We start from the raw sequence: 26242 nt of genomic DNA, 5'->3' as shown, positions 1-26242 counted from the left end.
CCGAGACGAGCCTTGATCATGTCAGACAAGAGGGAACAGAGACCATGGACACCCAAAAACTTCTCGGCGAAGTCGCCGGCCAACTCCTTTCCGGCGCCATCAAGGTGGTCGACCTGACGGCGCCGCTCGGGCCGGATACACCACTGATCAAGCTGCCGCCGGAACTTGCCGTCGATACGCCGAAGGTCGAGATCCATTCGATCTCCCGCTACGACAAGAACGGCCCATGGTGGGCGTGGAACTGGCTGAAGCTCGGTGAGCATTCCGGCACCCATTTCGACGCCCCGCAGCATTGGATCAGCGGCAAGGATTATCCGGACGGCGCCACCGACACCATTCCGGCGCAGAACTTCATCGGCCCGGTCAATGTCATCGACTGTTCGAAGGAGGCCGCCGCCGACCATGATTTCCTGCTCACCGTCGACCACATCAAGGCATGGGAAGCCAAGCATGGCGCGATCAACGCCGGCGAGTGGGTGGTGATGCGCACCGACTGGTACAAGCGCAACGGCTCGGAAGCCGAGTTCCTTAACGCCAACGAGACCGGCCCGCACACGCCCGGCCCGACGGCCGAAGCCATCCAGTTCCTGATCAGCAAGGACATCAAGGGCTGGGGCTCGGAGACGATAGGCACCGATGCCGGCAAGGCGGGCGGCATGGAGCCGCCATTCCCGGCGCACACGCTGATGCACAAGGCCAACCGCTACGGCCTGGCCAGCCTCTGCAACCTCGACCAGTTGCCGCCGAAAGGCGCGATCCTGATCGCGGCACCGCTCAAGATCGAGCACGGCACCGGCAGTCCGATCCGCGCCCTGGCGCTGGTGGTTGGAAAATAGAGCGAGGTGGGTCTTCGGGAGAAGATCATGCAGCTTGGTGAGGCGATAGGGAGGCAGGATGGCGGCGTTAGCGCTCTACGGCGCCCCCCTCTGCCCTGCCGGGCATCTCCCCCACTTGGGGGGAGATCGGCAGCTTCCGCGACGGCTCCCTTCTTGCGACGTAGAAAATTGGCGAAAGCCGGGATGACATCCGATCTCCCCCCTTGTGGGGGAGATGTCCGGCAGGACAGAGGGGGGCGCCGTAGGGCGCTGACCCGGCAAGCCTACCCGCTGCCCACGAGCAACCCCCAATGAAAGCGCCCGACCACATCATTGTCGGCAGCGGCATCAACGCGCTGGTTTGCGCGGCGATGCTTGGCGGCAAGGGCGCCAAGGTGCTCGTGCTGGAGCGCAACGACCGCATTGGCGGCTGCATGCGCACCGAGGAGATCACCGCGCCTGGCTTCATCCATGATGTGATGGCAACGACCTTCGTGCTGTTCATCACCTCGCCGGCCTTCGCCGCACTTGGCGCCGACCTCGCCCGGCACGGGCTGGAATTCTGCCATACCGGCACGCCGACCGGCGTGCTTCGCCCGGACGGCAGCCATGCGGTGCTCAGCACCGACCGCGCCGCCAACATCGCCGCGCTCAACGCGATCGCGGCCGGCGACGGTGACCGCCACGCGGAAGATGTCGGCGGCATCGAAGGCAATGCCGGCCTGCTGTTCGGCCTGCTCGGCGGCAGTCTGTGGTCTTATCCGACCGCGAAGCTGCTGGCGGGCGACGCCTGGCGGCGGAGCCCGCGTGGTCTTGCCGCCTTCCTTGGCGATGCGCTGGTGCCGGCGCGCGGCTGGCTGGAAAGCGGCTACCAGTCCGAGACCGTCCGCGCGCTCTGGGCGCCGTGGGTGCTGCATGCCGGGCTTGGCCCGGAAGACGCCTTCTCCGGGCAGATCGCCAAGGTGATCGCCTTCGCGCTGGAGGCGGCCGGCGCGCCGATCGTCAAGGGCGGGGCGCAGAACCTGCTGTCTGCTTTCGAGGCGCTCATCAAGGAGCGCGGCGGCGTCATCTCCACCGAAGCGGACGTTGCCTCCATCCTCCTGGCCGGCGGCCGCGCCACCGGCGTGCGCCTGGCTTCGGGCGAGACCGTCCACGCGAAGAAGAGCGTTATCTGCTCGGTTACGCCGACACAGCTCTATGGCCGCCTGCTCGGCACGGATGCTCCCAAAGCCGATGCCGAGGCGACGAAGAAATACCGCTACGGCAAAGGCAATTTCCAGATCCACTACGCCCTCGACAAGCCGCCGTCCTGGCGCGGCGAAGGCCTGGACAAGGTGGCGCTGCTGCATCTGACGCCCGGACTGGATGGTGTCTCGAAAGCCTGCAACGAGGCGGCGCGCGGCATGCTCCCCGAGGTGCCGACCATCTGTGTCGGCCAGCCGCATGCGCTCGACCCGTCACGCTGCCCGGAAGGCAAGGCGATCCTGTGGCTGCAACTGCCCGAGGCGCCCCGCCACATCAAGGGCGACGCCGCCGGCAAGCTGCAGGCACCCGCTGACGGGCAATGGACCGATGCCCTGCGCGAGGCCTATGCCGATCGCGCCGAAGCGGTCCTCGCCAGCCATATCGACGGCTTCAAGGACAGCGTGATCGCGCGCCGCGCCTATTCGCCGGCCGATCTCGAAGAGATGAACATCAACCTGGTCGGCGGCGACCCCTATGGCGGTTCCTCGACCATAGACCAGGCCTTCCTGTGGCGGCCGTTCAAGACCAGCCGCAACCACCAGACCGGCATCAAGGGCCTCTATCATATCGGCGCCTCGACCCATCCCGGTGCTGGCCTCGGCGGCGGCTCCGGTTTCCTGCTGGCGGGGAAGCTGTGATGGAACAGAAAGTCGCCGAAAAACGTCAGCGCATTTCGACCCTCGGCCAGATCGGCCTGCAGCAATTCGCGCCCTATCTGATGAACCGCATCATGGGCCGCTACAACGCCACCTTGCGTGACGATTTTCGCAAGCAGGGCCTGACCATTTCGCAGGTGCGCACGTTGGCCGTGCTGTCGGTCACCGACGGCGTCACTGTCAACGACCTCTCGGTCTATACGGTGATCGAGCAGTCGACCTTGAGCCGCACGTTGGACACGCTGGAGGGGCAAGGGTTCGTGCGGCGTGAGCAGGGCGTGAGCGACAGCCGGATCCGCCACGTGTTCCTGACCGACGAAGGTCGCGCCGAGTTCACCCGCGCCTGGCCCGCCATGCATGACGCGTTCGAGGCGATGTTCGACGATGTCGGCGATGCCGAATATGCCGCCCTCATCGCGACGCTGCAGAAGATGCTGAAGAACATTCGCAAGCACGACATCTAGATGTACGCGCCGCCGATGCCGGCGGCAACGGAAGGAGGCCAAAAATGGCCGAACGGTCTTTTGCCAAGGAAGTCGAGAAGCTCAGGCTCGGCGCCGGCGAGGAATTCGCCGGCGAGGGCATCCTCGCCATCACCAAGGCACTGCTGCAATGCGGTGTCGGCTATGTCGGCGGCTACCAGGGCGCGCCGATCAGCCACCTGATGGATGTGCTGGCCGACGCGCAGGACATTCTGGGCGAACTCGGCGTGCATTTCGAGGCCAGCGCCTCGGAAGCCACCGCCACCGCCATGCTCGCCGCTTCGGTGCATTATCCGATCCGCGGCGCGGCGACCTTCAAGTCGACCGTCGGCACCAACGTCGCTTCAGATGCGTTGGCCAATCTCGCGTCCGGCGGCGTCACCGGCGGCGCGTTGATCATCGTCGGCGAGGATTATGGCGAGGGCTCCTCGATCATGCAGGAGCGCAGCCATGCCTTCGCCATGAAGAGCCAGGTCTGGCTGCTCGACCCGCGTCCGAACCTGCCGTCGATCGTCAAGGCGGTGGAGGATGGTTTCGAGCTGTCCGAGATTTCCAACACGCCTGTCATGCTGCAGGTGCGCATCCGCTGCTGCCACGTGCATGGCCATTTCATCGCCAAGGACAACAAGCGTCCGCCGATGACGGTCGCCGATGCGCTCGAAGCGCCGCGCCGCGACACTGGCCGCATCGTGTTGCCGCCCGCTTCCTTCCTGCACGAGAAGGAGAAGGTGGCGAAGCGCTGGCCGGCCGCGGTGGATTTCATCGTCAAGAACAGGATCAACGAGTTCTTCGGTTCGGACCACGGCTCGGTCGGCATCGTCATGCAGGGCGGCATGTACAATTCGGTCATCCGTGCGCTGCAGCGGCTTGGCCTTGCCGACACCTATGGCGACACGGATGTCCCGCTCTACGTGCTCAACGCCGTCTATCCGCTGATCGACGACGAGTTCCTCGCCTTCTGCGAGGGCAAGCAGGCGGTGCTGGTGGTCGAGGAAGGCCAGCCCAACTATATCGAACAGGCCTTTGCCGCCATGCTGCACAAGGCCGGGCGCGGCACGCGCCTGGTCGGCAAGGAACATCTGCCGATGGCCGGCGAATATACCGGCCAGGTCATGCTCGACGGCATCGGTGCCTTCCTGCGCGCCGAGGCGCCGCATCTTTTGCCGGGCGAGGTGCGCGCGCCCAACAAGGTCGGCGACGGCGTCGACACGGCTGACCTGATCAACGTCGTGCCGGGCCGCCCGCCCGGCTTCTGCATCGGCTGCCCGGAACGGCCGATCTTTGCCGCGACCAAGCTGGTCGAACAGGAACTCGGCAAGCACCACATCGCCTCCGACATCGGCTGCCATCTGTTTTCGATCATGCCGCCTTTCGAGCTCGGCGCCACCACGATGGGCTATGGGCTGGGGCCAGCCTCGGCCTCGGCGTTCAATTCGCCCGACGCCAAGCGCCGCTCGATCTCCTTCGTCGGCGACGGCGGCTTCTGGCACAACGGCCTGACCTCCTCGATCGGCAACGCGGTGTTCAACAAGAATGACGGCGTCATCGTCATCGTCGATAATTTCTACTCTGCCGCGACTGGCGGGCAGGACATCCTGTCGTCGCGTGCGGGCAACAAGACCAAGTCGACCAAGCATCCGATCACCGAGGCGGTGAAAGGCATGGGCGTGAAATGGCTGCGCCATGTCGACCGCACCTACGATGTCGGCAAGATGCAGGACACGTTGCGCGAGGCGCTGACGACGGACGAGAAGGGCCCGAAAGTCATCGTCGCTTCGTCGGAGTGCATGCTCAATCGCCAGCGCCGCGAAAAGCCGCTGGTCGACAAGGCCATCAAGGGCGGCGAGCGTGTCGTCAAACCGAAGTTCGGCGTCGACGAGGACATCTGCACCGGGGACCATGCCTGCATGCGGCTTTCCGGCTGTCCGTCGCTGTCGGTGAAATCGCTTGACGACCCGCTGCGCGACGATCCGGTGGCGTCGATCGACCAGAACTGCGTCGGCTGCGGCAATTGCGGCGAGGTGGCGGACGCCGCCGTCCTCTGTCCGTCCTTCTACCGCGCCGATGTCGTGCACAATCCGAGCCGCTGGGACCGGTTCCTGGAATCCGCTCGTCGCGCGACGATCGGCTTCCTGCAGAGGCGTCGCGAAAACCGGCGCCTGATATTCGCCGATGCTTGAGCCCGTCCCCTCCTTGCACCCCAGATCCGGTGCCGCCGATGAGCCGGTGATCAAGCTCGCCGTGCTGGCCGTCGGCGGCCAGGGCGGCGGCGTGCTGGCCGACTGGATCACCGATGTCGCCGAACGCAATGGTTACGTTGCACAGTCGACTTCGGTCGCCGGCGTCGCCCAACGCACCGGCGCGACCATCTATTATATCGAGATGGCCCGCGACACCGGCCGCCTCCCGGTCTTCGCCCTGTCACCCTCGCAGGGCGATGTCGACATCCTGATCGCCGCCGAATTGATGGAGGCCGGCCGCGCCATCATCAGGGGCTTCGTCACCCCCAACCGCACGACGCTGATCGCCTCCTCGCATCGCATCGCCGCCGTCTCGGAAAAGATCGAACCGGGCGACGGCCGCGCCTCGTCGTCCAAGGTCCACGCGACGGCTGAGGCCGCGTCGAAGCGCTTCATCGCTTTCGACATGGAAAAGATCGCCGCCGACAACGGCTCGATGATCTCGGCCAGCCTGCTTGGCGCGCTGGCCGGCTCCGACGCACTGCCGTTCACGCGCGAGAGCTACGAACAGGCGATTGGTGCCGGCGGGCGGGGCGTGAAGGCCAGCCTTGCCGCCTTCGGCGCTGCCTTCGACCGCGCACGCGGCACGGCGGCAGCACCTTCGTCAAAACCGGCGGAGCCAGCCATTGTCGAATCCGCTTTGGGTGCCGGGCGTGTGAGCGGCCCGCAAAATCTGCTGCGGGGATGGCATGCCCAGGCCGCCCGCATCGACCTGATGCCCGTAGCCGTGCGCGACATGGCGCTTCGCGGCCTGAGAAAGGTCGTCGACTATCAGGACATCGCCTATGGGCGCGACTATCTCGACCGGCTGGACAACGCCGTTGCGCTGGACAGCGCCGGCCACGCTTATGCGCTGTCCATCGCCGCCGCCAAGCATCTGGCCAATGCCATGTGCTACGACGACATGATCCGCGTCGCCGATCTGAAAACGCGCTCGACCCGCGACAGGCGGGTGCGCAAGGAGGTTGGCGTCAAGGACGGTTCGGTCCTGCAGGTGACCGAATATTTCCACCCGCGCATCGAGGAGTTCTGCGGCACGCTGCCGGCGGGGCTGGGCAGCTACATCGAAAGCCGGCCGAAACTGGCCGCCTTTCTCGATCGCCGCATCAACCATGGCCGCCGCATCCGCACCGACAGCTTCGCCGGCTTCGCCGCTCTGTGGTTCATCGGCGGCCTGCGCCGCTGGCGCCGCAGCCTGCTGCGCCACAAGGTCGAGGCCGCGCATCTCGAACGCTGGTACGCTCTGGCGCTTGGCTACGTGCCGGCAGATTACGCGCTTGCGGTCGAAATCCTCAACTGTCGCCGGCTGATCAAGGGCTACAGCGACACGCATATGCGCGCCCAGTCGAAATTCGACCGCGTGCTGTCGGCGCTCGATCTGCTCAAGGGGAGGGACGACGCCGCGGACTGGATCCGCCGCCTGCGCGAGGCGGCGCTCAAGGACGAGAAGGGCGACATGCTGGACGGCGCGCTGAAGACCGTGGCGACACTGAACGAAGGCGCTCCTCGCTAGCCGGGGATCAAGCGCGTCGGTGCAGCTTGTAGATTCCCATTGGACAGGGGCTGGCCGCGAACGATAGCCAGGCCCTGGCGATTGACTCGTCAACCTCTCCTCACTTTTGTGAACATCGTTCATTTTTGCCCTTGAACATCGTTCAAGTTATGCTACATTGGCGCCATGAACATTGTTCATAAGGAGGCGTAGATGTCGGAACCGCTTGACACGGGCGCGCACAGGCCAGCTTCACCAGCGCCGGAACGAACCAGCGACCACCGGCGATTCCCGACCCAGTAAAGAACCTTAACCAGCTCACGGCTATCACAACGATCGGAACAGCGCATGAACCCGCGGGGATCACCGGAGCATCGCCGCGTGGTTCCGCCAAATGGGACAACGCCATGAACACGCATCTTATGCTTTCGCGGCGCTTCGCGCCGCTCTTCTGGACGCAGTTCCTGTCCGCTTTCAACGACAATTTCCTCAAGAACACGCTGGTGTTCCTGATCCTCTTCACACTGGCTGCCGATCAGGCCGCCTCGCTGGTCACGCTGGCCGGCGCCGTGTTCATGGCGCCGTTCCTGTTCCTGTCGGCGCTGGGCGGCGAGATCGCCGACCGCTTCGACAAGGCGCTCATTGCCCGCCGGCTGAAATTCGCCGAGATCGGCGCCGCTGCCGTCGCGGTCGTCGGCATCGCGCTGTCCTCCATTCCTGTGCTGATGACCGCGCTGTTGATGTTCGGCGTCATCTCGGCACTGTTTGGGCCGATCAAATACGGCATCCTGCCCGATCATCTCGAGCGCAAGGAATTGCCCCGCGCCAACGCCTGGATCGAGTCGGCGACCTTCGCCGCCATCCTTGGCGGCACGATCGTGGGCGGTGTCGTCTCCGCTGACGGCATCGGTGTCGCCGTTTTCGGCCCGATGATGATGATCCTTGCGGTCGGCTGCTGGTTCGTCAGCCGCTCCATCCCCTCGACCGGCTCAGCCGCGCCGAACCTTGTCATCGACTGGAACATCTTCCGCTCGACATGGCGCCAGGTCAGCGAATTGCGCACCGACACGCGCATCTGGCGCGCCGGATTGATGACCTCGTGGTTCTGGCTGATCGGCGCCATCGTGCTTTCGATCCTGCCCACGCTGATCAAGGACCAGCTCGGCGGCAACGAGATCGCGGTCACCGCCTATCTCGCGGTGTTCGCCGTCTCCATTGCCATCGGCTCGGCGATCGCCGCCTGGATGTCGCAGGGCCGCATGGTGCTGCTTCCCGCGCCGGTCGGCACCGCGCTTCTGGCGCTGTTCGGCTTGCACCTTGCCTGGACGATCTGGAGCATGCAGCCTTCGCCCAAGGCTGAAACCCTTGGCCTCTTCTTCGCCGGGCCGAACACCATCCGCGGTGCCATCGACCTTGCCGGCATGGCCATTTCCAGTGCCTTCCTGGTCGTGCCGACCTTCGCTGCCGTGCAGGCCTGGTCGCCCGAGGCGCGCCGCGCCCGCGTCGTCGCCGCTGTCAGCATCGTCAACGCCGGCTTCATGACGCTGGGCGGCATCCTCGTCGCCGCCGTCCAGGCCGCTGGCGTCTCTATTGCCAGCGTGTTGTTCGGGCTTGCCGCCTTCAATGCGGTGGCCGCCTGGCTGATGCTGAAATATCTGCCGACCAACGCCTTCCGCGACTTCGTCTCCATCCTCTTTCGCGCCTTCCATCGGCTGGAAGTGGAGGGCCTGGAAAACCTCAAGGCCGCGGGTCCGGCGCCTATTCTGGCGCTCAACCATGTCAGCTTTCTCGACGGTCCGCTGGCGCTGACGCTGACCGATGAAGAGCCGGTCTTCGCCATCGACTACACCATCGCGCAGGCCTGGTGGATGAAGCCGTTCCTCAAACTGACCCGCGCCTTGCCGCTCAATCCGGCCAAGCCGATGTCGACGCGCACGCTGATCAAGATCGTGCAGAATGGCGATCCGCTGGTCATCTTTCCCGAGGGCCGCATCACCGTCGCCGGCGGGCTGATGAAGGTCTATGACGGCGCCGCCATGGTGGCCGACAAGACCGGCTCGATGGTCGTGCCGATCCGTATCGAGGGGCTGGAGAAAAGCCCCTTCTCGCGGCTGACGGCGCAGCACGTGCGCCGTCGCCTGTTCCCGAAGGTCAAGGTGACCATACTGCCGCCGGTCAGGCTCAAGGTCGCCGACGAACTGAAGGGCCGCAAGCGCAGAGCCGCCGCCGGTGCCGCACTCTACCAGGTGATGTCCGACCTCGTCTTCCGCACCCAGCATATCGACAAGACCGTGCTCGAAAGGGTCATCGAAACGGCGACCGAGCGCGGCATGAAGCAACTCGCCGTGCAGGATCCGGTCGCCGGTTCGCTGGGCTATGGCAAGCTGCTCACGGGTGTCGCCGTGCTCGGCGAGAAGTTCGAAGCGCTCTATGCCGGACAGGACACGCTCGGCATCATGCTGCCCAATGCCAATGGCGCTTGTGCCGCGCTGCTTGGCGTCATGTCCGCCGGCAAGGTCCCGGCGATGATCAACTTCACCGCCGGTGCCGCCAACATCCTGTCCGCCTGCAAGGCGGCGCGGGTCACCACAATTTTGACCTCTCGGGCCTTTGTCGAGCAGGCCAAGCTCGGCGCGACGGTCGAGGAAGTCGGCCGGTCGGTGAACATCGTCTGGCTCGACGATCTGCGCGCAACCATCAGCCTCAAGGACAAGCTGCTTGGCATGCTGCGCAAGGCCACGCCACGGGTTGCCCGCAATGCCACCGATCCGGCCGTGATCCTGTTCACCTCTGGCTCCGAAGGCACGCCCAAGGGCGTGGTGCTTACCCATCGCAACATCCTGGCCAATGCCGCGCAGGCCGCCTCGCGCATCGATTTCCACTCGGGCGACAAGGTGTTCAACGTGCTGCCGATCTTCCATTCCTTCGGGTTGACGGCGGGCACGGTGCTGCCGCTGGTGTCGGGCGTTCCGGTCTATTTCTACCCTTCGCCGCTGCACTACCGCATCGTTCCCGAACTGGTCTATGCCTCGAACGCGACGATCATCTTCGGCACCGACACCTTCCTCAGCGGCTATGCGCGCACCGCACACCCCTATGATTTCCGCTCGGTGCGCTACTGCTTTTCCGGCGCCGAGCCGGTCAAGGCCTCGACCCGCGAAACCTATATGGAGAAGTTCGGCCTGCGCATTCTCGAAGGCTACGGCGTCACCGAGACGGCGCCGGTGATTTCCATCAACACGCCGATGTACAACAGATCGGGCACGGTGGGAAAAATCATGCCCGGCATGGAATACCGCCTGGATCCGGTGATCGGCGTCCAGGGCGGCGGGCGGCTGTTCGTGCGCGGCCCCAACGTCATGGCGGGCTATCTCAGGGCGGAAAAGCCTGGTGTGCTCGAACCGCTGCAGGACGGTTGGCATGACACCGGCGATATCGTCAGCATCGACGATGCCGGCTTCGTCAGCATTCGCGGCCGCGCCAAGCGCTTCGCCAAGATTGGCGGCGAGATGATTTCACTGGCTGCCGTGGAAGCGTTGGCGGGCGAGCTGTGGAAAGGTTCGCTCTCGGCGGTCGCGACGGTGCCTGATCCGCGCAAGGGCGAAAAGCTGGTGCTCATCACCGAAGCCGAAAACGCGACGCGCGCCGAATTTCTGGCCTTCGCCAAGGCGAACGGCGCCATGGACCTGATGGTGCCGGCCGAAGTGCGCGTCGTGGCGCACGTGCCGGTGCTTGGCTCGGGCAAGATCGACTTCGTCGGCGTGACCAGGCTGGTGCGCGGCGAGGCCTCTGAGGCCGCCAAGGTCGAGGCCGCCTGATAGCTGCGTGGGTCGTCCGCCAGCCTGTCGCGGTCATCGGGCCGGGCCCCGAGCCCGAAGCGGATGAAGGCGATCAGGGCGGGATTCGGCAGGGCGGGACCTGGCGCCATGGGCCTTTTGGTCGCGACGGCCATGTCAGCGCTCCATGATTGGATCTCACGCGAGGCGCGCGACGCCCGATTGGGCTGTTCCCCGGCTCAATCCGGGGACAGGCGACCGGGCGGTCGGGTGCCGCCCGGCCCTCCCGCACGCTTACCAGCGATGCCAGCGGTGCCAGTGGCGGTGCGGATGCCAGCCGTAATAGGCCGGGCCGTGCCAATAGCGGTAGCGCGGATACACCACGACACGGTTGGGAACGCAGCGCCCCCAGGGATTGGGATGCCAGCCGGGTCCGCAACCCCAGGCCACATGCTCGATCAGCGCTGGCGCGGCCGGTTGCGCCACCATCGGCATTGCGGCGGAGGTCGCGACGGTTGCCGCGGTTCCGGTCAAGGCGAGGACGGCTGCTGCCGCATACTGTGTCAGACGGTTCATGACGTTACTCCGAATGTTGTCCGAGAATGAAAACCTGTTCGTACCGATGGGGCCGGCAGGTCTGCCCTTCTCCCGGTTAAACGGCCCTGCGGGCGCTTTCCGTCGGCCGTCACGGTGATTTTTTTGGCTCCGCCTTCGGCTGCGGCCCGGCGCGCCTGGCCAGCCCGTCCGCCAGCACGGCGCGCGCCTCGGCGGAGCCTGCAGCCGCGAACTCGGTGATGCGCTGCTCCAGCCGCGTGCGCAGGGTGATGTCGGCATTGCGGGCCCGTTCAAGGGCCGCCGACAGCGCCGCCGTGTCGAGGACGGGCTGCCGCAACAGATCTGCCGCCTCGCGCCTGGCCTGCTGGCCGTCGAGGATGATGTCGCGCGACTCGCGGCGAACCTCGCGCAATGCCTTGCGGAACAGCATGCGCTGCTGGTCGGGAAGACGGCCGCCGGCCGCCTCCAGCGAATAGCCCTGGCCCTGCTTGCCGCTTCTTACCCAGACGGCCCCGCCGGCAAGCGCCCCGGCCAGGAAGACATTCAGCGCCACCGACGCGATGATGAGCTTACGGCCCGTGCTCATAGGTCCTCCCCGACTGTTTCGCCGTCGGGCCCGGCATCGCCGAACGCCGTCGCATTGGCATCGAGCACATAATGGTCGGACGGAACCTCTGGAGTAACGATGGTCACCAGGGCCAACCCGGCCACCGCGCCCGCCAGGCCAATGCCGGCAAGGCCCAAACCCAGCCACCAGACCAACTGGCGCCGGCGCTTGACAAGGTGCCGCTCGGCGGTGCGCAGGATGCTGCCGTGCAGCGCCGCGCCGGGCGCCTTGACGGCATAGCTGTCGAGCAAGGCGTCGAGTTTCCCGGCGTGGCCCAATATGACCGCGCCCATCTCGCTCGCGGCGAACATCGCTCCGGCCCTGCGATCGGCCTGCGGCCACCGCCGCAGATCGCCGCCATAGGCCGCCGCCAGAGCCGCAAAGCGCTCGGCATCCATTGCGGGTTCGTTCCTCGACCCATCAGACATCAGTCTATCCTTTGCCGATTGGCGCCGCGTGTCCGGGCGGTTGGATTCCCGGGACCTGGCCACCGGACGCTCGCGAGGTACGGTGAATGCTTCGCATCATGATCGCGCCTTTCTCAGTCATGGGCACCATCCCTGGCCAGGATCGTATGCAGCGCCCGCCGGCCGCGCGACAGCAGGCTCTCCAAGGCATCGACACTGATCTCCAGGGTCGCGGCCGCCTCTATGTTGGACATCTCCTGGTAGTAGACCAGGATGATCGCCTCGCGCTGGCGTGGTGCGATTGCCTGCAAGGCCTGCTCGACCCGATGCGGCTCTTCGCGGGCATCGGGAAGCGGGGCGGGATCGACAATGTCCGGCACCTCGTCGGTCACCCATTCGCGGCGCCGGCGCAGCCGGTCGTAGCAGAGGTTGAGCGTGACGCGGTGGATCCAGCTGTCGAAGCGTGCATTGCCGCGCCGCCAGCCCGATGCATGACGCCAGATGCGCATGAAGGTTTCCTGCGCGACATCCTCGGCCTCCGCCGCGTCGCCCAGCATGCGCACGGCCAGCGAAAGGATGCGCGGCAGCTTGCGCGCGACCAGCAACCGCACCGCCTCCGGCTCGCCGGCACCGACGCGGCGAACCAACTCCTCGTCCGGGTCGGCGCTCATCGGCTGGCGCACTCCCGATGTCCATCACGCGTCATAGCCTCTTGGTCATTGCTCCGGCTTGGGAGCGGATTTGTGGCCCGGCCTCTCGTCGGCCGTTAGAATGCCGTCGCCATTCTTGTCCAGCCTGGCGAAGCGCTTGGCGAACAACGCATCGAGCTCGGCCCGGTCGATGAAGCCGTCATGATTGGAATCGATGCGCGCGAAGGATTTGGCGGGATCGCCCTTGACGTTGCGTTTGGCCCGGAAGGCCTCCCACTCCAAGAGGCTGATCTTGCCGTCGCCGTCCGTGTCGGCGGCCATGATCGCCTTCTCCCGCCGCTTCTGGAACTTGGCCAGCGTGATGTCGGACTTGGCGGTGCGGGATGGGGCAGTAGGGGATGTGGCCGCGGGGGATGTGGCCGCGGGTGGCGTGGCGGCCGGTGGTTCTGTCGCTGTCTGGGCCAGAGCCGCGGTGGTCAGCAGGCTCAAGGCAGCGGCAAGGATCGAACGGCGTATCATGCTTCACGTCTCCGGTTGGCGCATGCCATGGCCCAATGCCAGGGTCACGCTTCAACCGTTAAACGCAGCGATCGGAGAAATCCGTCGGTCGACGATGCCGATCACGCCGCTTGCCGCAATGCCGGGCCTTGGCGGCGGCAGGAGAAGTGGCAAAGCACTTCGTCCGGCGCGTCTGGATTACGCCGAGTGGTCGTCGGCTACCAGCTGATCCGATTTGAAGCCGGCATGCTGAGGGGTCCACACATCGCCCTCTTTATTGAACCAGTGGCACAGATACATGCCGGAAGCGGCGCCATCGCTGACCGTCATCTTCGGGCCTCCCGACTTCAGCTTGACGACGTCTCCGGTCTTGAAAGTGTTGGGCATTTGGACCTCCCATGCTGACAGCTGACATTTCATACCAAAACCGGTGTCCCGACAATGGCATACGGGTCTTTTGGGCCACTGTCTCATGCGGCAACGCGGGGGGCATCGCGGACGGCGCCCTCGGGGGGAAGCGGGCGGCCTCCGCGGATCAGTCCGCCTCGATCACACGCCGGGCCGGCTTCCTGACCGGCTCCCGTTGGCGCGCAGGCGGAGGCTTGTCCTCCAAGGCCTCCTGCTGCAGTCTCTGCTCCCTCAGGCGGGCTGTCTTGGCATCCCTGGCGTGGCGCTCGGCATCCAGCACCAGCCTCGCCTCGCGGTCCGCTCTTGCCAGCTTTTCCTTGTCGACACGCCTTGGCAATTTAAAACCTCCTGTCCGTGGAACCATCGGCAGGAAATGTGCGACCCAAGCGTCTGTTCCAAAAAACAGGCGTCTGTTCCAAAAAAATAGAAATGCGATATCCATCATTTGTTGTTGAGATTTGAAAATGCCGGACCGCTCGCTTGTCAGCGCGTTTCTGTTCCAGGCCCGGAAGGACCTCGCGACTGATCGGCAGGATGAAGACTGATCGGCAGGATGAAGACAGCGTCCCCATCGCCTTCCTAAACGCAAAAACCCGCCGGCCGAGGCCGACGGGCGATTATACGACCATTTGTGATGGCGATCAGGCACGGGCGCCGGGAAGACGCCCCGTCCTCGTCACCCGGCTACCGGGCCGGATATTGGGGCGATTTGCGCAGCTACGCTGGCCAGACGATCGCGCTTCTTCAATTCAGGCTTCTCGTAGGTCTTCTTCATGGATATTCCCCCGTTGATCCCTCAAGACCGCAAATTGCCTGCGGCCGGCGGTTGTTGTCAAGCGATCGCAAAAAGCCCGCCAGAGACTGGCGGGCAAGTCAGGAAGTCGCTGGGGATCCACCCAGCGTTGAACCAACGAATGGTGGTGGGCTTGGTTGCGGGCGGGTATCCGCAAGTCGCACGACTACCCGGCCTGGCAAAAGGCCGGAATTCGGGCCAACTTCCGCGCACCCAAGCCGCTTCGACCATTGGTTTGAAAAACTGGTGCCGCTTAGGTGACTCGAACACCTGACCCCATCATTACGAATGATGTGCTCTACCAACTGAGCTAAAGCGGCCCGGGAGGCCAAGGCCTCCAAGATGGGCAGGGATAGACTCAACCGGCCGCGAATTCAAGATGCGACTTGGCAAATCATGCAAGCGTCCCGCCGCGATCGAAACCGGGGCTCCAGCGCCCTTGCATGCCGGAATCGCCGACATATTCCGATTTTGTTTGCCGGAACATCGCGAAGATGGACTTTGGACGGCCCGTCAAGGCAGAATGCGGCTGCCCGCCCGTTGATTGATTGGTCGCCTGCCGCTAACCATCATGAAAGCTTGTGGCAATTTGCAGAGGGATCTCGCTTGGACGCGATCGAAAAAGCGATCCGGAACGCCTTGGAAAAGGGCAACGCCGAGGACCGCGCGTTCCGCGAGAGGGTCTATCGCTCGGCCTTCGCCGCGCTCGACCGTGCGCTCCAGGCCAATCCCGGCGTGACCGTGGAAGTCGCCATCAAGCGCCGCAAGGCTATCCAGGCGAAAATCACCGAAATCGAATCCGAGTACCTGCCGGCGGTGCCTGGCGTTGCCCCGCGGATCGACGCGATCGACGCGCCGGCGGGCGAGGTCGAGGCCGATGCGGCGCCGGCGGTCGAGGCCAGCCCGAGGGTGCCATCGCCCGCTGCCTCCGTCGACGCCCCCGTGCAGCCCGCTTCCGATGCACCGCGCTCGCGCGTGCTGCCGGTCGTTCCCGACATCATGCCGGATGCGACCCTGCCCGGTGCGCCGACCATCGACATGTCGGCTCCCGCCGCGCCAGGAGCCGCGACGGAAGTGGCGCCAGACCGCGATGAGCGGCGCATTCGCGGACGTCGCCTGCCGCTGACCGCCATTTTCTTCACGGTGACGCTGCTCGCGGCGGTTGGCATCGGCCTGTTTTTCGCCATGCAGACCGGTGTGTTCAAGTCGGCGGCCGAGCTCAATACCGCGCCGCCGGAAGCACCGCCGACCGTCGAGGACGACGATTTCACCCCGGCCGACGGCGCCAACGCCCCGGCAAAGCCCGGTGCCGCGGATCAGTCGCACGACTGGATCAATGTGTTTTCGCCGACCGACCCGAGCCATGTCGCCGCGCCGTCGGACGCCAAGGCCGAGGTGATGAAGGACGACAGCGGGCCGTTCCTGCGCATCCAGTCCGGCGCCTCCGGCTCGGCGATCGCCTTCGACGTCGGGCAGGGCGTGCTGGAAAAGCTCGCCGGCAAGCACGCCGTGTTCGACATCATCGCCCGGGCCGAGGACGGCAAGGACACGCAGATCTCCGTCGACTGCAATTTCGGCGAACTCGGCGACTGCGGCCGCAAGCGTTACGCCGTCGGCCAGCAGAAAAACGAATATCTGTTCGACGTGAAGTTCCCCGACAAGCATCCAGGTTCGGCCGGAACCATTGCCGTCAATTCCGATTTCGACAAGCAGGGCAAGGCGGTCAACGTCTACGAGATTCGCGTCTCGATCGAGCCTTGAATTGAATCGTTGCGACCGACATACCGGCGGTGCCTATCAGTCGAGCAGCGCCTGCAGGGTTTCTATGCGGTCGGCCTCGTTGGCCGGCTTGTCCCAGCGCAGCCGTGAAATCCTGGGGAAACGCATGGCCACACCCGATTTGTGCCGAGTCGAGCGGTTGAGCCCCTCGAAGGCGACTTCCAGCACCAGGCCATTGTCACGGTCGGCGCGCACCGAGCGCACCGGTCCGAAGCGCTCGACCGTGTTGTCGCGGACATATTTGTCGATCTGCTTCAGCTCTACGTCGGTGAAGCCGAAATAGGCCTTGCCGACCGGCACCAGCTCCTCCGCGCCCTCGGTCCCGGACCAGACGCCGAACGTGTAGTCCGAATAGAAACTCGAACGCTTGCCGTGGCCACGCTGGGCATACATCAGCACGGCGTCCACCGTGTGCGGGTCGCGCTTCCATTTGAACCACGGCCCCTTCGGCCGACCGGCGACATAGGGCGAATCCCAGCGCTTCAGCATCACCCCTTCGATGATCGGATGCGGCGGCGCGCGGCGCAGGTCCTCGAGCGCCTGCCAGTCCGCGAAGTCGACGAAGGGGGAGAGATCGAAGCGGCTGGGGTCGAGCGTCCCGATGAAGGCTTCCAGGCGGCCGCGCCGCTCGCGGAAGGACAGTGGGCGCAGATCCTCTTCACCAATCTGCAGCAGGTCGTAGCAGCGCATGAAGGCCGGATATTGCTGCTGCATCTTCGGTGTCACCGTCTTGCGGTTCAGCCGCTGCTGCAAGTCCGAGAAGGTTCCCGTCGCCTCGCGCGGATCGCCGACAAGCAATTCGCCGTCGAGTACGGCGGAAAAGTGCATGGCGTCGGCGAGGTCTTGAAAGGCGCCCGAGACATCGTCGCCGGTGCGCGAATAGAGCCGGCGGATGCCGCCTTCGGCCACCGCCTGTACACGGATCCCGTCCCATTTCCATTCCGCCGCATAGTCGGCGGGATCGAGCTTTTCGAGATCGCCGTCGCCGACCGGGTTCGACAGCATGACCGGGCGAAACAAAGCCAGCGCCGTGTTGCGTGGTTTTTCGGCCTTGCCTTCCAGCCAGGCGAACAGTGCCGTGTAGGGCTGCGACAGCCCATGCCAGAGCTCCTCGATCTCGGCGACGTCGACCTTGCCGAAATCGGCCAGCGCCTGTTTGGCCAACCGCGCCGAGACGCCGATGCGCAGGCCGCCGGTGACCAGCTTGATGATGGCGAAGCGCGCCGAGATGCCGGCGCTGTCGAGCAGCCCCGTCAGCACCTTCGGCCCGTCGGAGCGGCTTGCCGCCTGCAGCTTCGCCACCACCTCGCCAAGCGTCGGCTCGCGGTTGGCGATCCTGCCAGGCGGTTGCGGCCAGACCAGCGACACCGTCTCGGCGAGGTCGCCGACATAGTCGTAGGAATAGCCGAACAACACCGGGTCCATGCGTTCGGTGACCAGCGTGCGCAGCATGGCCGGCTTGACGGCGGCAATTTTGAGATCGCCGGTGATCGCGGCCAGCGCCAGACCACGGTCGGGATCCTCGACGCTGCGGAAATAGTCGGTCAAAAGCGTCAGCTTGCCGTTGCGCGACGGCGTCAGCACCAGGCGGTCGAGAAGTTCGGCAAAGCGGTTCATGGGGAGGGAAACCTCGCCAATCGGCAGGCGTCGCGTCCCGTCGCGACCCCCTCTGTCCTGCCGGACATCTCCACCACGAGGGGGGAGATTGGCAGCTTCGATGCCGGCTCATCTCCCCCAACATCGGCGATTGGCGAAAGTCGGCGTAACATCTGATCTCCCCACAAGTGGGGGAGATGGCCGGCAGGCCAGAGGGGGGCGCCGTAGGGCTCGTCAGGCACAATTGGCGAACTGTATTGCATCAATCGCCCTCGTCCTCATAGCCCACCAGATGCAGTGGCCTGGCCGCTATCCCTTCCAATTCGCACCAGCGCACCAGGGCTTCCTCGCGGCCGTGCGTGACCCAGATTTCCTCGGCGCCGGTCTCCTTGATGGTGGCGGTGAGTTCGTCCCAGTCGGCATGGTCCGAGATGATCAGCGGCAGTTCGACGCCGCCTTGCTTGGCGCGCTGGCGGATGCGCATCCAGCCCGACGCGAAACACGAAATCGGGTCGGGAAAGCGCCGCGCCCAGCGGTCGGCGAAGGCCGATGGCGGGCCGACCACGATGGCGCCGGCGAAGTCCTGCTTGCCGCCGCTCTCCACCGTCGCCGGCTCGAGTTCGCCGAGGTCGATGCCCTGGCTCTGGTAATATTCGCTGAGCCTGGCCAGCGCGCCATGGATGTAGAGCGGTTTGTCGTAACCGGCGTCGCGCAACAGCCGCATCACCCGTTGTGCCTTGCCGAGCGCGTAGGCCCCGACCAGATGCGAGCGCTCCGGGAATTGCGACGCCGATTTCAGCAGTCGGGCGATCTCTTCCGTATCGGGCGGATGGCGAAACACCGGTAGGCCGAAGGTCGCCTCGGTGATGAAGACGTCGCAACGAATCGGCTCGAACGGTGCGCAGGTCGCATCCTTCTGCCGCTTGTAGTCGCCGGAGGCGACGATGCGCCTGCCCTGGTGCTCGACCGCTATCTGCGCCGACCCCAGCACATGGCCGGCCGGATGGAAGCTGACGCTGACGCCGTCGAGGGCAATCGTTTCGCCGAGCATGGCTGCCTGCGTCGTCCCGGCAAAATCCTCGCCGTAGCGCAGTGCCATGATGTCGAGCGTCTGCTGTGTCGCGAGCACCGAGCCGTGGCCGGAACGCGCATGGTCGGAATGGCCGTGCGTGATCAGCGCCCGGTTCACCGGCCGTACCGGGTCGATGAAGAAATCGCCCGGCGGGCAGTAGAGGCCCTCGGGCCGGGGATGAAGCAGGTCGCTGGCGCGCATGACCCTCAAGATAGGATATAATTCCGCCGCGGGAAGCCTGTTGCCCGAGACTGCTGACTCGCCGGGCAAAGCCTGCTCAATTCGGTTCAGCTTCGGCGTGCTTTGCTCTACACAGATGGGCGGCCGGCTACCCTGCCGGTGGAACCATCATCATGAAACCGCTTCAGACCTCGTCGGGCGACCCGAACGCCGATCGCCGTGCAGACTATGCCGAAATGCTCTTTGTCTCCGGCGATCACACTGCGGCGGCCGAGTTGCTGCTCGGCGCGCTGGAACTGGCGCCGCAATGGGCAATGGGCTGGTTTCGCCTCGGCGAGATGCAGGAGGCATCAGGCAGGCTCGACCTTGCGGCGCAGGCCTGGACGACGTCGCTGAAACTCGATCCGGCCGATCGCCAGGGCGCGGTGCTCAAACTGCAGCTGATCGGCAAAGGTCCGGCCTCCACCGCGCCGCCCAGCGCCTTTGTCGAGACGTTGTTCGACCACTATGCCGAGACATTCGAGGAGACGCTGGTCGGCAAGCTCGACTACCGGCTGCCCGAGGTGCTCGACGCTGCCATCCGCAAGGCAAGGCCGGGCCGCTTCCGCCTGGCGCTCGACCTGGGTTGCGGCACCGGACTGATGGGCGAGAGGCTGAGGCCGATCGTCGACCGGCTGGAGGGGGTCGATATCTCGGCAAGGATGCTGAGGAAGGCGCGGGCAAAAAATATCTATGACGCGCTGACAAAAGCGGATTTGCAGGATTTTTCCTATTCGGGCGGCAAGGCCGATCTGGTGACGTCAGCCGACGTGCTGATTTACATCGGCGGGCTCGAAGGTTTGGTGGCAGCGGTCGCCGGCCTGCTCGCCGAGGGCGGCCTGTTTGCCTTTTCCGTCGAGAGCCTCGTGGATGGCGGCGACTTCGCGCTGCAGCCGTCGCGGCGCTACGCCCATTCGGATGGCTATGTCGGACGGACCCTCGAGGCCAACGGCCTCTCGATCGTCGCGCTGGAACCGACAACCATCCGCTGGGATCGCCGAGAGCCTGTCAAAGGCCTGGCCGTCGTGGCACGGAAAGCTCAGGCCGTGTGAGGCCAGCTCGTTGCACTGCTGCGAAAAAGTCCGATTTGCGTGCGCGACTGATATTTGCGATCTGGTCGCATCAGGGCGGGATACCAGGAGGAGCATTTCGATGCGCTGGAACATGATGATCTTGGCGTCTTGCCTGGCAACCACCGGCTGCGTTGGCAATTCAGCGTCCGAGCGGCAGGATGCCAACATCGAATCCTCGCTGCAATATGACAGCGTGCCATGCGATCAGTTGCTGGCGCAGCGCAACGGATTGGCGCAGCAATACAATCTCCCGACGACCGCCAAGCCGACCTTCTCCAATCCCGCCATGGGCTTCGGTCCGTTCACGCCCGACATGCGCTCCAAGGCCCAGCGCGACAGCGACAAGGCGTCAGGCGAGATCGATGCCATGAACCGGTCCATCGACCGCCGCGACTGCGGCAAGCCGGACAAGCAGAAGAAGTTCGCTCTGCCTGGCTGATGATCCAACCGTCCATTAGCAAGGCTCCGTCCGGTGAACCTCTCGGACCTCGGCGATCGCATCTGTATCCTTGGGCCGTCCAACAGCGGCAAGTCGACTCTCGCCGACGCGATCTCGCGCAAGCGTGGCCTGACACCCATTCATCTCGATCTGCTCTTTCACCTGCCCCACACGGATTGGGTGCAGCGTCCGAGGGACGAGTTCATTGCCTTGCATGAGGCCGCGATCGCTGGCGAGCGGTGGGTGATGGACGGAAACTACTCGGTTTGCATGCCGCAACGCTTCCAGCGGGCGACGGGATTGATCCTGCTGGACATCTCCACCTCCGCAAGCCTGTTGCGCTATTTCAGGCGAACCCTGTTCGAGAGGGAGAGGCGCGGGGGCTTGGAAGGCGGGCGCGACAGCATCAAATGGGACATGATCCACCACATCGCCCTGACCACGCCGAAAAATCGCTGGAGATACCGGACAATGTTCGAGAAGATCGATCTGCCGAAGCTGCAACTGTCGTCGGTCCGGGCAATCAAGGAATGCTTCCGGGAGTGGGACTTGCCCAGATGAGGGTAACGCCCTGCTAATATCCCGCCTTGCGGTCCACCAGATTGTCGAGCTTTTCGCCGCGCTCGAAAGCATCCATCTGGCGCAGCATGGTCGGTGCCAGGTGCGCGGGATCGGAGGTCGCCGCGGCATGCGGCGTGACGAACACTTTCGGATGGGTCCACAGCGGGTTGGTCTTGGGCAGCGGTTCGACCTCGAACACGTCGAGGCTCGCTTCCTTCAGCGTGCCGTCGTCCAACGCCCGTATGATGTCGGCGTCCTTCTGCAGGCGCCCACGCCCGGCATTGATCAGCACCGAGCCGCCAAGGCCGTTGCGCTTGCGCAACTCCTTCAGCACGCCGTAATTGATGATGCCTTGCGTGTCTGGAGTGAGCGGCAGAAGCACCACCAGAATGTCAGTGGCATTGAGGAACGGGATCAGCCCTGCTTCGCCGGAACAGGTCGCCACGCCCTTCATCGGCCGGTCGCTGCGCGACCACCCATTGACCGCGAAGCCGAGCGACAGAAGTACCGAGGCCGCGGCCCGGCCGAGGCTGCCGAGACCCATGATACCAACGGAAATGTCGCCGGCCGGCCGCTGCAGCGGCTCGTGCCAGGTCTTCTTCAGCTGCTGCGACCGGTAGAGCAGGCCCTGCCGGTGATGGTCGAGTACCCGCCAGACGACGTACTCGGTCATGTACTGCGTGAGGTTGTCGGCAACGACCTTGACGATCGGAACGTCGGGCAGGCCGGGATCGGCGAAGATATGGTCGACGCCGGCGCCGATCGAGAAGATGGCGCGCAGATTGGGCAGCGACGACATCAAATTGGGCTTGTGCTTCCATACCACCGCATAGGTGATCGAAGGATCCTTGGCGCCGTCCGGCTCCAGCACCACCTCGCGCTCGGCCGACAAGAGGTCGCGCCAGCGTTGCGGATGAAAGCCGGTGACGGCTAGCAGGATACGGCCTTTTTCCATCGCGGTTCGTTCAATCCTTCCTTGTGCGGATCACTCGCTGACCGCGCCTGTCGGAGCCGTCTCGATCTTGAAGGCTGCCGAGATCAGCGCCCGAGTATAGTCGGTTTGCGGATTTCCAAAAATCTGTTCGGAAGGGCCGGCTTCGACGATCTGGCCGTTGCGCATGACGATGACGTCATTGGCCAGCGCCCGGATGACCTTGAGGTCATGGCTGATGAAGAGATAGGCGAGGTCGTGCTTGGCCTGCAAATTGCGCAGGAGATCGACGACCTGCGCCTGCACGCTCATGTCGAGCGCCGATGTCGGCTCGTCCAGCATGACGAAGCGCGGGTTGAGCACCATGGCGCGGGCGATGGCAACACGCTGGCGCTGGCCGCCGGAAAATTCGTGCGGATAGCGGTTGCGGGTCGCCGGGTCGAGGCCGACTTCGTTCAGCACGGCGGCGACCTTGTCGTCGCGCTCGTCGGGCGACAGTTTCGGCTCGTGGATCTTCAGGCCTTCCTCGATGATCTCGGCGATCGACATACGCGGGCTGAGCGAACCGAACGGATCCTGAAAGACGATCTGCAGTTCGCGTCTGAGCGGCCGCATGGCGTTGAAGGTGAGCTGGTTGATGTCGCGGCCGTTGAACTGAATGGTTCCGGTCGACGAGATCATGCGCGCCAGCGCCAGGCCGAGCGTCGTCTTGCCGGAACCCGACTCTCCGACCACACCGAGTGTCTGGCCGGCGCGCACCGTGACATCGATGCCGTCGACCGCTTTCACATGATCGACCGTGCGCCGGAAGAAGCCCTGCTTGATCGGGAACCACACCTTGATGTCCTTCCCGGTCATGACAGGCTTGGCGTCGGCATTGGCGGCCGGCGGCTTGCCTTTCGGCTCGGCGGCCAGAAGGTGGCGCGTATAGGGGTGCTGCGGGTTGGCGAAGATGTCCTTGGTTGGCCCGGTCTCGACGATCTTGCCCTTGGTCATCACGCAGACCCGGTCGGCGATCTTGCGCACGATGCCGAGGTCATGGGTGATGAACAGCATCGACATGCCCTTGCGGCTTTTGAGGCCCGCGAGCAGTTCGAGGATCTGTGCCTGCACCGTGACGTCGAGCGCCGTCGTCGGCTCGTCGGCGATCAGCAGTTCCGGCTCGTTGGCGAGAGCCATGGCGATCATGACGCGCTGGCGCTGGCCGCCCGAAAGCTGATGCGGATAGGCGTCGAGCCGCTTTTGCGGATCGCGAATGCCGACTTCGTTGAGCAGGGCCAGCGTGCGCGCCTTGGCCGGACGGTCGCCCATGCCCTGATGCAGCTTCAGGATTTCGACGATCTGATGCTCGATCGTGTGCAACGGATTGAGCGAGGTCATCGGCTCCTGAAAGATCATGGTGATCTTGTTGCCGCGCACCTGGCGCAATTGCTTCTCGCTCATGGCCAAGAGGTCGGCGCCCTGGAACAGGATCTTGCCCGACGGATGGCTGGCGCTGGGGTAGGGCAGCAGCTTCAGCACCGACAGCGCCGAGACCGATTTGCCGGAGCCGGATTCGCCGACCAGCGCCACCGTCTCGCCCCTGGCGATGTCGAACGAGATGTGGTCGACGGCAACGGACTGGCCGCCGCCCTGGCTGAAGGCGACGCTGAGGTCCTGCACGCTGAGCAAGGGCGCTCCGCTCATTTGAACGTCTTGCGCGGATCGAAGGCATCGCGCGTCGCCTCGCCGACAAAAACCAGCAGCGACAGCATCAGCGAGATGACGACGAAGCCCGATATGCCGAGCCAAGGCGCGTTGAGGTTGCGCTGCGCCTGCTTGAGCAATTCGCCGAGCGAGGCCGAACCCGGCGGCAGGCCGAAGCCGAGATAATCGAGCGAGGTCAGCGTCGAGATCGATCCGCTCAGCAAAAAGGGCAGGAAGGTCAATGTCGCCACCATGGCGTTGGGCAGCAGGTGCCGGAACATGATGGTGCGGTTGGGTACGCCGAGCGCGCGGGCGGCGTTGACATATTCGAAGTTGCGGGCGCGCAGGAACTCCGCCCGCACCACCCCGACCAGCGCCACCCAGGAGAACAACAGCATCAGGCCGAGCAGGATGAAGAAGCCCGGCGGCAGGATGGCGGCGACGATGAGCAGCAGATAGAGCACCGGAATGGCCGACCAGATCTCGATGAAGCGCTGGAACAGCAGATCCGTCCAGCCGCCGAAATAGCCTTGCAAGGCACCAGCCCCAACGCCGATGAGAGCCGAGCCGGCGGTCAGGATCAGGCCGAACAGCACCGAAATGCGGAAGCCGTAGATGACGCGCGCCAGCACGTCGCGTGCCTGGTCGTCGGTGCCGAGCCAGTTCCAGTTGCCGACATTGCAGGCTGGGTCATCGGCTCCTTGCGGATACTGGTTGCAGCGCGTCTTGGCGTCGTATTGCCAGGACGGCTTGGCGGGTGCCGCTTCCGGGATGGCGTTGTTGACGGTCTGGTAGGAATAGCGGATCGGCGGCCAGATCATCCAGCCATGGGCATTGATTTCGTCCTGGATCACCGGGTCGCGGTAATCCGTGACCGCATAGAAGCCGCCGAATTTTTCTTCGGGGTAAGCGACCATCACCGGAAACAGGATTTCGCCCTTGTAGGAAGCGATGATCGGCTTGTCGTTGGCGATGAATTCGGCAAACAGCGACAGCACGAACAGGATGAGGAAGATCCATAGCGACCAGTAGCCGCGCCGGTTGGCCTTGAAATTCTGCAGGCGGCGCTTGTTGAGCGGCGACAGGAACGGCCGTGGGAGCCGCTCCGGCAAGACACCGGCGGTAACGCTTGCCTCCGACATCAGACGTCTCTCCGCTCGAAATCGATGCGCGGATCGACCCAGGTGTACATCAGGTCGGACAGGAGCCCGATGAACAGGCCAAGAAGCGAGAAGATGTAGAGATTGGCGAAAACCACGGGATAGTCGCGCTCGACCACCGACCGGAAGCCGAGCAGGCCGAGCCCGTCGAGGGAGAAGATATTCTCGATCAGCAGCGAGCCGGTGAAGAAGGCCGAGATGAAGGCACCGGGGAAGCCGGCGATGACGATCAGCATGGCATTGCGGAAGACGTGGCCGTAAAGCACCTGCCGTTCCGACAGGCCCTTGGCGCGCGCCGTCACCACATACTGCTTGCGGATTTCCTCCAGGAACGAGTTCTTGGTCAAAAGCGTCGTCGTGGCGAAGGCCGACAGCACCAGCGCCGTCAGCGGCAAGGTCATGTGCCAGGCATAGTCGGCGATCTTGGCCGGCCACGACAACTGATCCCAATTGTCGGAGACAATGCCGCGCAACGGGAACCAGTCCCAGAACGAGCCGCCGGCAAACAGCACCATCAGAAGAATGCCGAACAGGAAGCCCGGAATGGCATAGCCGACAATGACGACGCCGCTGGTCCAGACGTCGAAGGGGGTGCCGTCCCTGACCGCCTTGCGGATGCCGAGCGGGATCGAGATCAGATAGGACAATAACGTGATCCAGAGCCCGATCGAAATCGAAACGGGCATCTTCTCCAGGATCAGGTCGAGCACCGAAATATCGCGGAAATAGCTGTTGCCGAAATCGAACCTGGAATAATTCCACAGCATCATGCCGAAGCGCTCGAGCGGCGGCTTGTCGAAGCCGAACTGCTTCTCCAGCTTCTTGATGAATTCCGGATCGAGACCCTGGGCGCCGCGATATTTCGAGCTGACGTCGCCGGCCGCGTCGAAATTGGAACCGCCCGCATCGCCGCCGCCACCGCCGAGGCGGTCGCTGCCGCCCTGGTTGGTCAGCTTGGCGATGACCTGCTCGACCGGCCCGCCAGGCGCGAACTGGATGACGGCGAAGGATATCGCCATGATGCCGAACAGCGTCGGGATCATCAAAAGGATGCGGCGCAGTATATAGGCGCCCATCAGATGGTATCCTCCTCAGGGAGAGC

At 64.7% G+C, this 26242-nt stretch carries 23 protein-coding genes and 1 tRNA gene; 10 read left to right on the top strand and 14 right to left on the bottom strand.

Annotated elements, in window-relative coordinates:
* The first annotated feature begins 44 nt into the window (after positions 1 to 44).
* From EN804_RS20795 to EN804_RS20765, 6 genes are all read left to right on the top strand, one after another.
* Positions 45 to 836 (top strand): cyclase family protein, encoded by a 792-nt coding sequence (locus EN804_RS20795; protein ID WP_127275955.1) that lies wholly within the window; start codon positions 45 to 47, stop codon positions 834 to 836.
* A gap of 290 nt (positions 837 to 1126) precedes the next feature.
* On the top strand, positions 1127 to 2698 hold the full coding sequence (locus EN804_RS20785; protein ID WP_135921116.1) for an NAD(P)/FAD-dependent oxidoreductase: 1572 nt from the start codon (positions 1127 to 1129) through the stop codon (positions 2696 to 2698).
* Positions 2698 to 3180, top strand: coding sequence for a MarR family transcriptional regulator (locus tag EN804_RS20780; protein WP_135921114.1), 483 nt, complete (start codon positions 2698 to 2700; stop codon positions 3178 to 3180). The genes EN804_RS20785 and EN804_RS20780 overlap by 1 nt, the downstream gene beginning before the upstream one ends.
* Positions 3181 to 3224: 44 nt before the next feature.
* On the top strand, positions 3225 to 5378 hold the full coding sequence (locus EN804_RS20775; RefSeq protein ID WP_135921112.1) for an indolepyruvate ferredoxin oxidoreductase subunit alpha: 2154 nt from the start codon (positions 3225 to 3227) through the stop codon (positions 5376 to 5378).
* On the top strand, positions 5371 to 6951 hold the full coding sequence (locus tag EN804_RS20770) for an indolepyruvate oxidoreductase subunit beta family protein (protein WP_135921110.1): 1581 nt from the start codon (positions 5371 to 5373) through the stop codon (positions 6949 to 6951). The genes EN804_RS20775 and EN804_RS20770 overlap by 8 nt, the downstream gene beginning before the upstream one ends.
* Before the next feature lie 386 nt (positions 6952 to 7337).
* Positions 7338 to 10748, top strand: coding sequence for an acyl-[ACP]--phospholipid O-acyltransferase (locus EN804_RS20765; RefSeq protein WP_135921108.1), 3411 nt, complete (start codon positions 7338 to 7340; stop codon positions 10746 to 10748).
* A 252-nt stretch (positions 10749 to 11000) separates the two neighbouring features.
* Here the strand turns inward: EN804_RS20765 and EN804_RS20760 are convergent, their stop codons facing one another.
* From EN804_RS20760 to EN804_RS20725, 8 genes are all read right to left on the bottom strand, one after another.
* A complete protein-coding gene (locus tag EN804_RS20760; RefSeq protein WP_127275152.1) occupies positions 11001 to 11282 on the bottom strand; it encodes a hypothetical protein in 282 nt (93 codons plus the stop codon).
* Positions 11283 to 11391: 109 nt separating this feature from the next.
* Positions 11392 to 11847, bottom strand: coding sequence for a periplasmic heavy metal sensor (locus tag EN804_RS20755; RefSeq protein WP_127275153.1), 456 nt, complete (start codon positions 11845 to 11847; stop codon positions 11392 to 11394).
* Complete coding sequence (locus EN804_RS20750) at positions 11844 to 12296, bottom strand: hypothetical protein (RefSeq protein ID WP_127275154.1); 453 nt, start codon at positions 12294 to 12296, stop codon at positions 11844 to 11846. The genes EN804_RS20755 and EN804_RS20750 overlap by 4 nt, the downstream gene beginning before the upstream one ends.
* Positions 12297 to 12409: 113 nt before the next feature.
* Positions 12410 to 12946: an RNA polymerase sigma factor gene (locus EN804_RS20745; RefSeq protein ID WP_135882911.1), complete on the bottom strand. Its 537-nt coding sequence runs from the start codon at positions 12944 to 12946 to the stop codon at positions 12410 to 12412.
* 45 nt (positions 12947 to 12991) lie between these two features.
* A complete protein-coding gene (locus tag EN804_RS20740; protein WP_127275156.1) occupies positions 12992 to 13444 on the bottom strand; it encodes an acid-shock protein in 453 nt (150 codons plus the stop codon).
* 177 nt (positions 13445 to 13621) lie between these two features.
* Positions 13622 to 13810 (bottom strand): DUF2158 domain-containing protein, encoded by a 189-nt coding sequence (locus EN804_RS20735; RefSeq protein ID WP_127275157.1) that lies wholly within the window; start codon positions 13808 to 13810, stop codon positions 13622 to 13624.
* Positions 13811 to 13958: 148 nt separating this feature from the next.
* A complete protein-coding gene (locus EN804_RS20730) occupies positions 13959 to 14168 on the bottom strand; it encodes a hypothetical protein (protein WP_135921106.1) in 210 nt (69 codons plus the stop codon).
* 700 nt (positions 14169 to 14868) lie between these two features.
* Positions 14869 to 14944: transfer RNA gene (locus EN804_RS20725), tRNA-Thr, on the bottom strand.
* Between the two features lie 286 nt (positions 14945 to 15230).
* Between EN804_RS20725 and EN804_RS20720 the strand changes: the two genes are divergently transcribed.
* Positions 15231 to 16385, top strand: coding sequence for a hypothetical protein (locus EN804_RS20720; protein ID WP_127870709.1), 1155 nt, complete (start codon positions 15231 to 15233; stop codon positions 16383 to 16385).
* Positions 16386 to 16421: 36 nt separating this feature from the next.
* On the opposite strand, the gene EN804_RS20715 is transcribed toward EN804_RS20720, so the two are convergent.
* Positions 16422 to 18020, bottom strand: a complete 1599-nt coding sequence (locus EN804_RS20715; protein WP_135921103.1) for a cisplatin damage response ATP-dependent DNA ligase — start codon at positions 18018 to 18020, stop codon at positions 16422 to 16424.
* Between the two features lie 241 nt (positions 18021 to 18261).
* Positions 18262 to 19272, bottom strand: a complete 1011-nt coding sequence (locus EN804_RS20705; RefSeq protein ID WP_135921101.1) for a ligase-associated DNA damage response exonuclease — start codon at positions 19270 to 19272, stop codon at positions 18262 to 18264.
* Between the two features lie 152 nt (positions 19273 to 19424).
* Here EN804_RS20705 and EN804_RS20700 point away from each other — a divergent pair, with 152 nt between their 5' ends.
* The 3 genes from EN804_RS20700 to EN804_RS20690 all read left to right on the top strand — a co-directional run bounded on the left by EN804_RS20700 (position 19425) and on the right by EN804_RS20690 (position 21363).
* The gene (locus EN804_RS20700; protein ID WP_127870711.1) at positions 19425 to 20342 is read left to right on the top strand and encodes a methyltransferase domain-containing protein; all 918 of its coding nucleotides are present in this window, start codon (positions 19425 to 19427) and stop codon (positions 20340 to 20342) included.
* Positions 20343 to 20442: 100 nt separating this feature from the next.
* A complete protein-coding gene (locus EN804_RS20695; RefSeq protein ID WP_127278432.1) occupies positions 20443 to 20802 on the top strand; it encodes a hypothetical protein in 360 nt (119 codons plus the stop codon).
* 33 nt (positions 20803 to 20835) lie between these two features.
* Positions 20836 to 21363, top strand: a complete 528-nt coding sequence (locus tag EN804_RS20690) for an AAA family ATPase (protein WP_135921099.1) — start codon at positions 20836 to 20838, stop codon at positions 21361 to 21363.
* A 13-nt stretch (positions 21364 to 21376) separates the two neighbouring features.
* On the opposite strand, the gene EN804_RS20685 is transcribed toward EN804_RS20690, so the two are convergent.
* From EN804_RS20685 to EN804_RS20670, 4 genes are read right to left on the bottom strand one after another with little or no spacing between them, the layout of a single operon-like run.
* Positions 21377 to 22318, bottom strand: a complete 942-nt coding sequence (locus EN804_RS20685) for a glyoxylate/hydroxypyruvate reductase A (protein WP_135921097.1) — start codon at positions 22316 to 22318, stop codon at positions 21377 to 21379.
* A 30-nt stretch (positions 22319 to 22348) separates the two neighbouring features.
* Complete coding sequence (locus EN804_RS20680) at positions 22349 to 23980, bottom strand: ABC transporter ATP-binding protein (RefSeq protein ID WP_135921095.1); 1632 nt, start codon at positions 23978 to 23980, stop codon at positions 22349 to 22351.
* Positions 23977 to 25122, bottom strand: a complete 1146-nt coding sequence (locus tag EN804_RS20675; RefSeq protein ID WP_127870712.1) for an ABC transporter permease — start codon at positions 25120 to 25122, stop codon at positions 23977 to 23979. Before EN804_RS20675 ends, EN804_RS20680 begins: the two co-directional genes overlap by 4 nt.
* The gene (locus tag EN804_RS20670; protein WP_135862143.1) at positions 25122 to 26216 is read right to left on the bottom strand and encodes a microcin C ABC transporter permease YejB; all 1095 of its coding nucleotides are present in this window, start codon (positions 26214 to 26216) and stop codon (positions 25122 to 25124) included. Before EN804_RS20670 ends, EN804_RS20675 begins: the two co-directional genes overlap by 1 nt.
* Between the last annotated feature and the right edge of the window lie 26 nt (positions 26217 to 26242).

Origin of the sequence: Mesorhizobium sp. M8A.F.Ca.ET.161.01.1.1 (assembly GCF_004792105.1) — a bacterium.
In the GTDB taxonomy this organism is placed as follows: domain Bacteria; phylum Pseudomonadota; class Alphaproteobacteria; order Rhizobiales; family Rhizobiaceae; genus Mesorhizobium.
Note: the sequence above shows the minus strand (reverse complement) of the source record. Positions and strands in the feature narration are given on the sequence as shown.

Coding starts and splice junctions, on each gene's coding strand:
- EN804_RS20740 (WP_127275156.1), bottom strand. CDS start 13,444: ATGATACGCCGTTCGATCCTTGCCGCTGCCTTGAGCCTGCTGACCACC.
- EN804_RS20685 (WP_135921097.1), bottom strand. CDS start 22,318: ATGGAAAAAGGCCGTATCCTGCTAGCCGTCACCGGCTTTCATCCGCAA.
- EN804_RS20745 (WP_135882911.1), bottom strand. CDS start 12,946: ATGAGCGCCGACCCGGACGAGGAGTTGGTTCGCCGCGTCGGTGCCGGC.
- EN804_RS20765 (WP_135921108.1), top strand. CDS start 7,338: ATGAACACGCATCTTATGCTTTCGCGGCGCTTCGCGCCGCTCTTCTGG.
- EN804_RS20775 (WP_135921112.1), top strand. CDS start 3,225: ATGGCCGAACGGTCTTTTGCCAAGGAAGTCGAGAAGCTCAGGCTCGGC.
- EN804_RS20735 (WP_127275157.1), bottom strand. CDS start 13,810: ATGCCCAACACTTTCAAGACCGGAGACGTCGTCAAGCTGAAGTCGGGA.
- EN804_RS20715 (WP_135921103.1), bottom strand. CDS start 18,020: ATGAACCGCTTTGCCGAACTTCTCGACCGCCTGGTGCTGACGCCGTCG.
- EN804_RS20780 (WP_135921114.1), top strand. CDS start 2,698: ATGGAACAGAAAGTCGCCGAAAAACGTCAGCGCATTTCGACCCTCGGC.
- EN804_RS20785 (WP_135921116.1), top strand. CDS start 1,127: ATGAAAGCGCCCGACCACATCATTGTCGGCAGCGGCATCAACGCGCTG.
- EN804_RS20795 (WP_127275955.1), top strand. CDS start 45: ATGGACACCCAAAAACTTCTCGGCGAAGTCGCCGGCCAACTCCTTTCC.
- EN804_RS20700 (WP_127870711.1), top strand. CDS start 19,425: ATGAAACCGCTTCAGACCTCGTCGGGCGACCCGAACGCCGATCGCCGT.
- EN804_RS20675 (WP_127870712.1), bottom strand. CDS start 25,122: ATGTCGGAGGCAAGCGTTACCGCCGGTGTCTTGCCGGAGCGGCTCCCA.
- EN804_RS20695 (WP_127278432.1), top strand. CDS start 20,443: ATGCGCTGGAACATGATGATCTTGGCGTCTTGCCTGGCAACCACCGGC.
- EN804_RS20755 (WP_127275153.1), bottom strand. CDS start 11,847: ATGAGCACGGGCCGTAAGCTCATCATCGCGTCGGTGGCGCTGAATGTC.
- EN804_RS20670 (WP_135862143.1), bottom strand. CDS start 26,216: ATGGGCGCCTATATACTGCGCCGCATCCTTTTGATGATCCCGACGCTG.
- EN804_RS20760 (WP_127275152.1), bottom strand. CDS start 11,282: ATGAACCGTCTGACACAGTATGCGGCAGCAGCCGTCCTCGCCTTGACC.
- EN804_RS20680 (WP_135921095.1), bottom strand. CDS start 23,980: ATGAGCGGAGCGCCCTTGCTCAGCGTGCAGGACCTCAGCGTCGCCTTC.
- EN804_RS20770 (WP_135921110.1), top strand. CDS start 5,371: ATGCTTGAGCCCGTCCCCTCCTTGCACCCCAGATCCGGTGCCGCCGAT.
- EN804_RS20750 (WP_127275154.1), bottom strand. CDS start 12,296: ATGTCTGATGGGTCGAGGAACGAACCCGCAATGGATGCCGAGCGCTTT.
- EN804_RS20705 (WP_135921101.1), bottom strand. CDS start 19,272: ATGCGCGCCAGCGACCTGCTTCATCCCCGGCCCGAGGGCCTCTACTGC.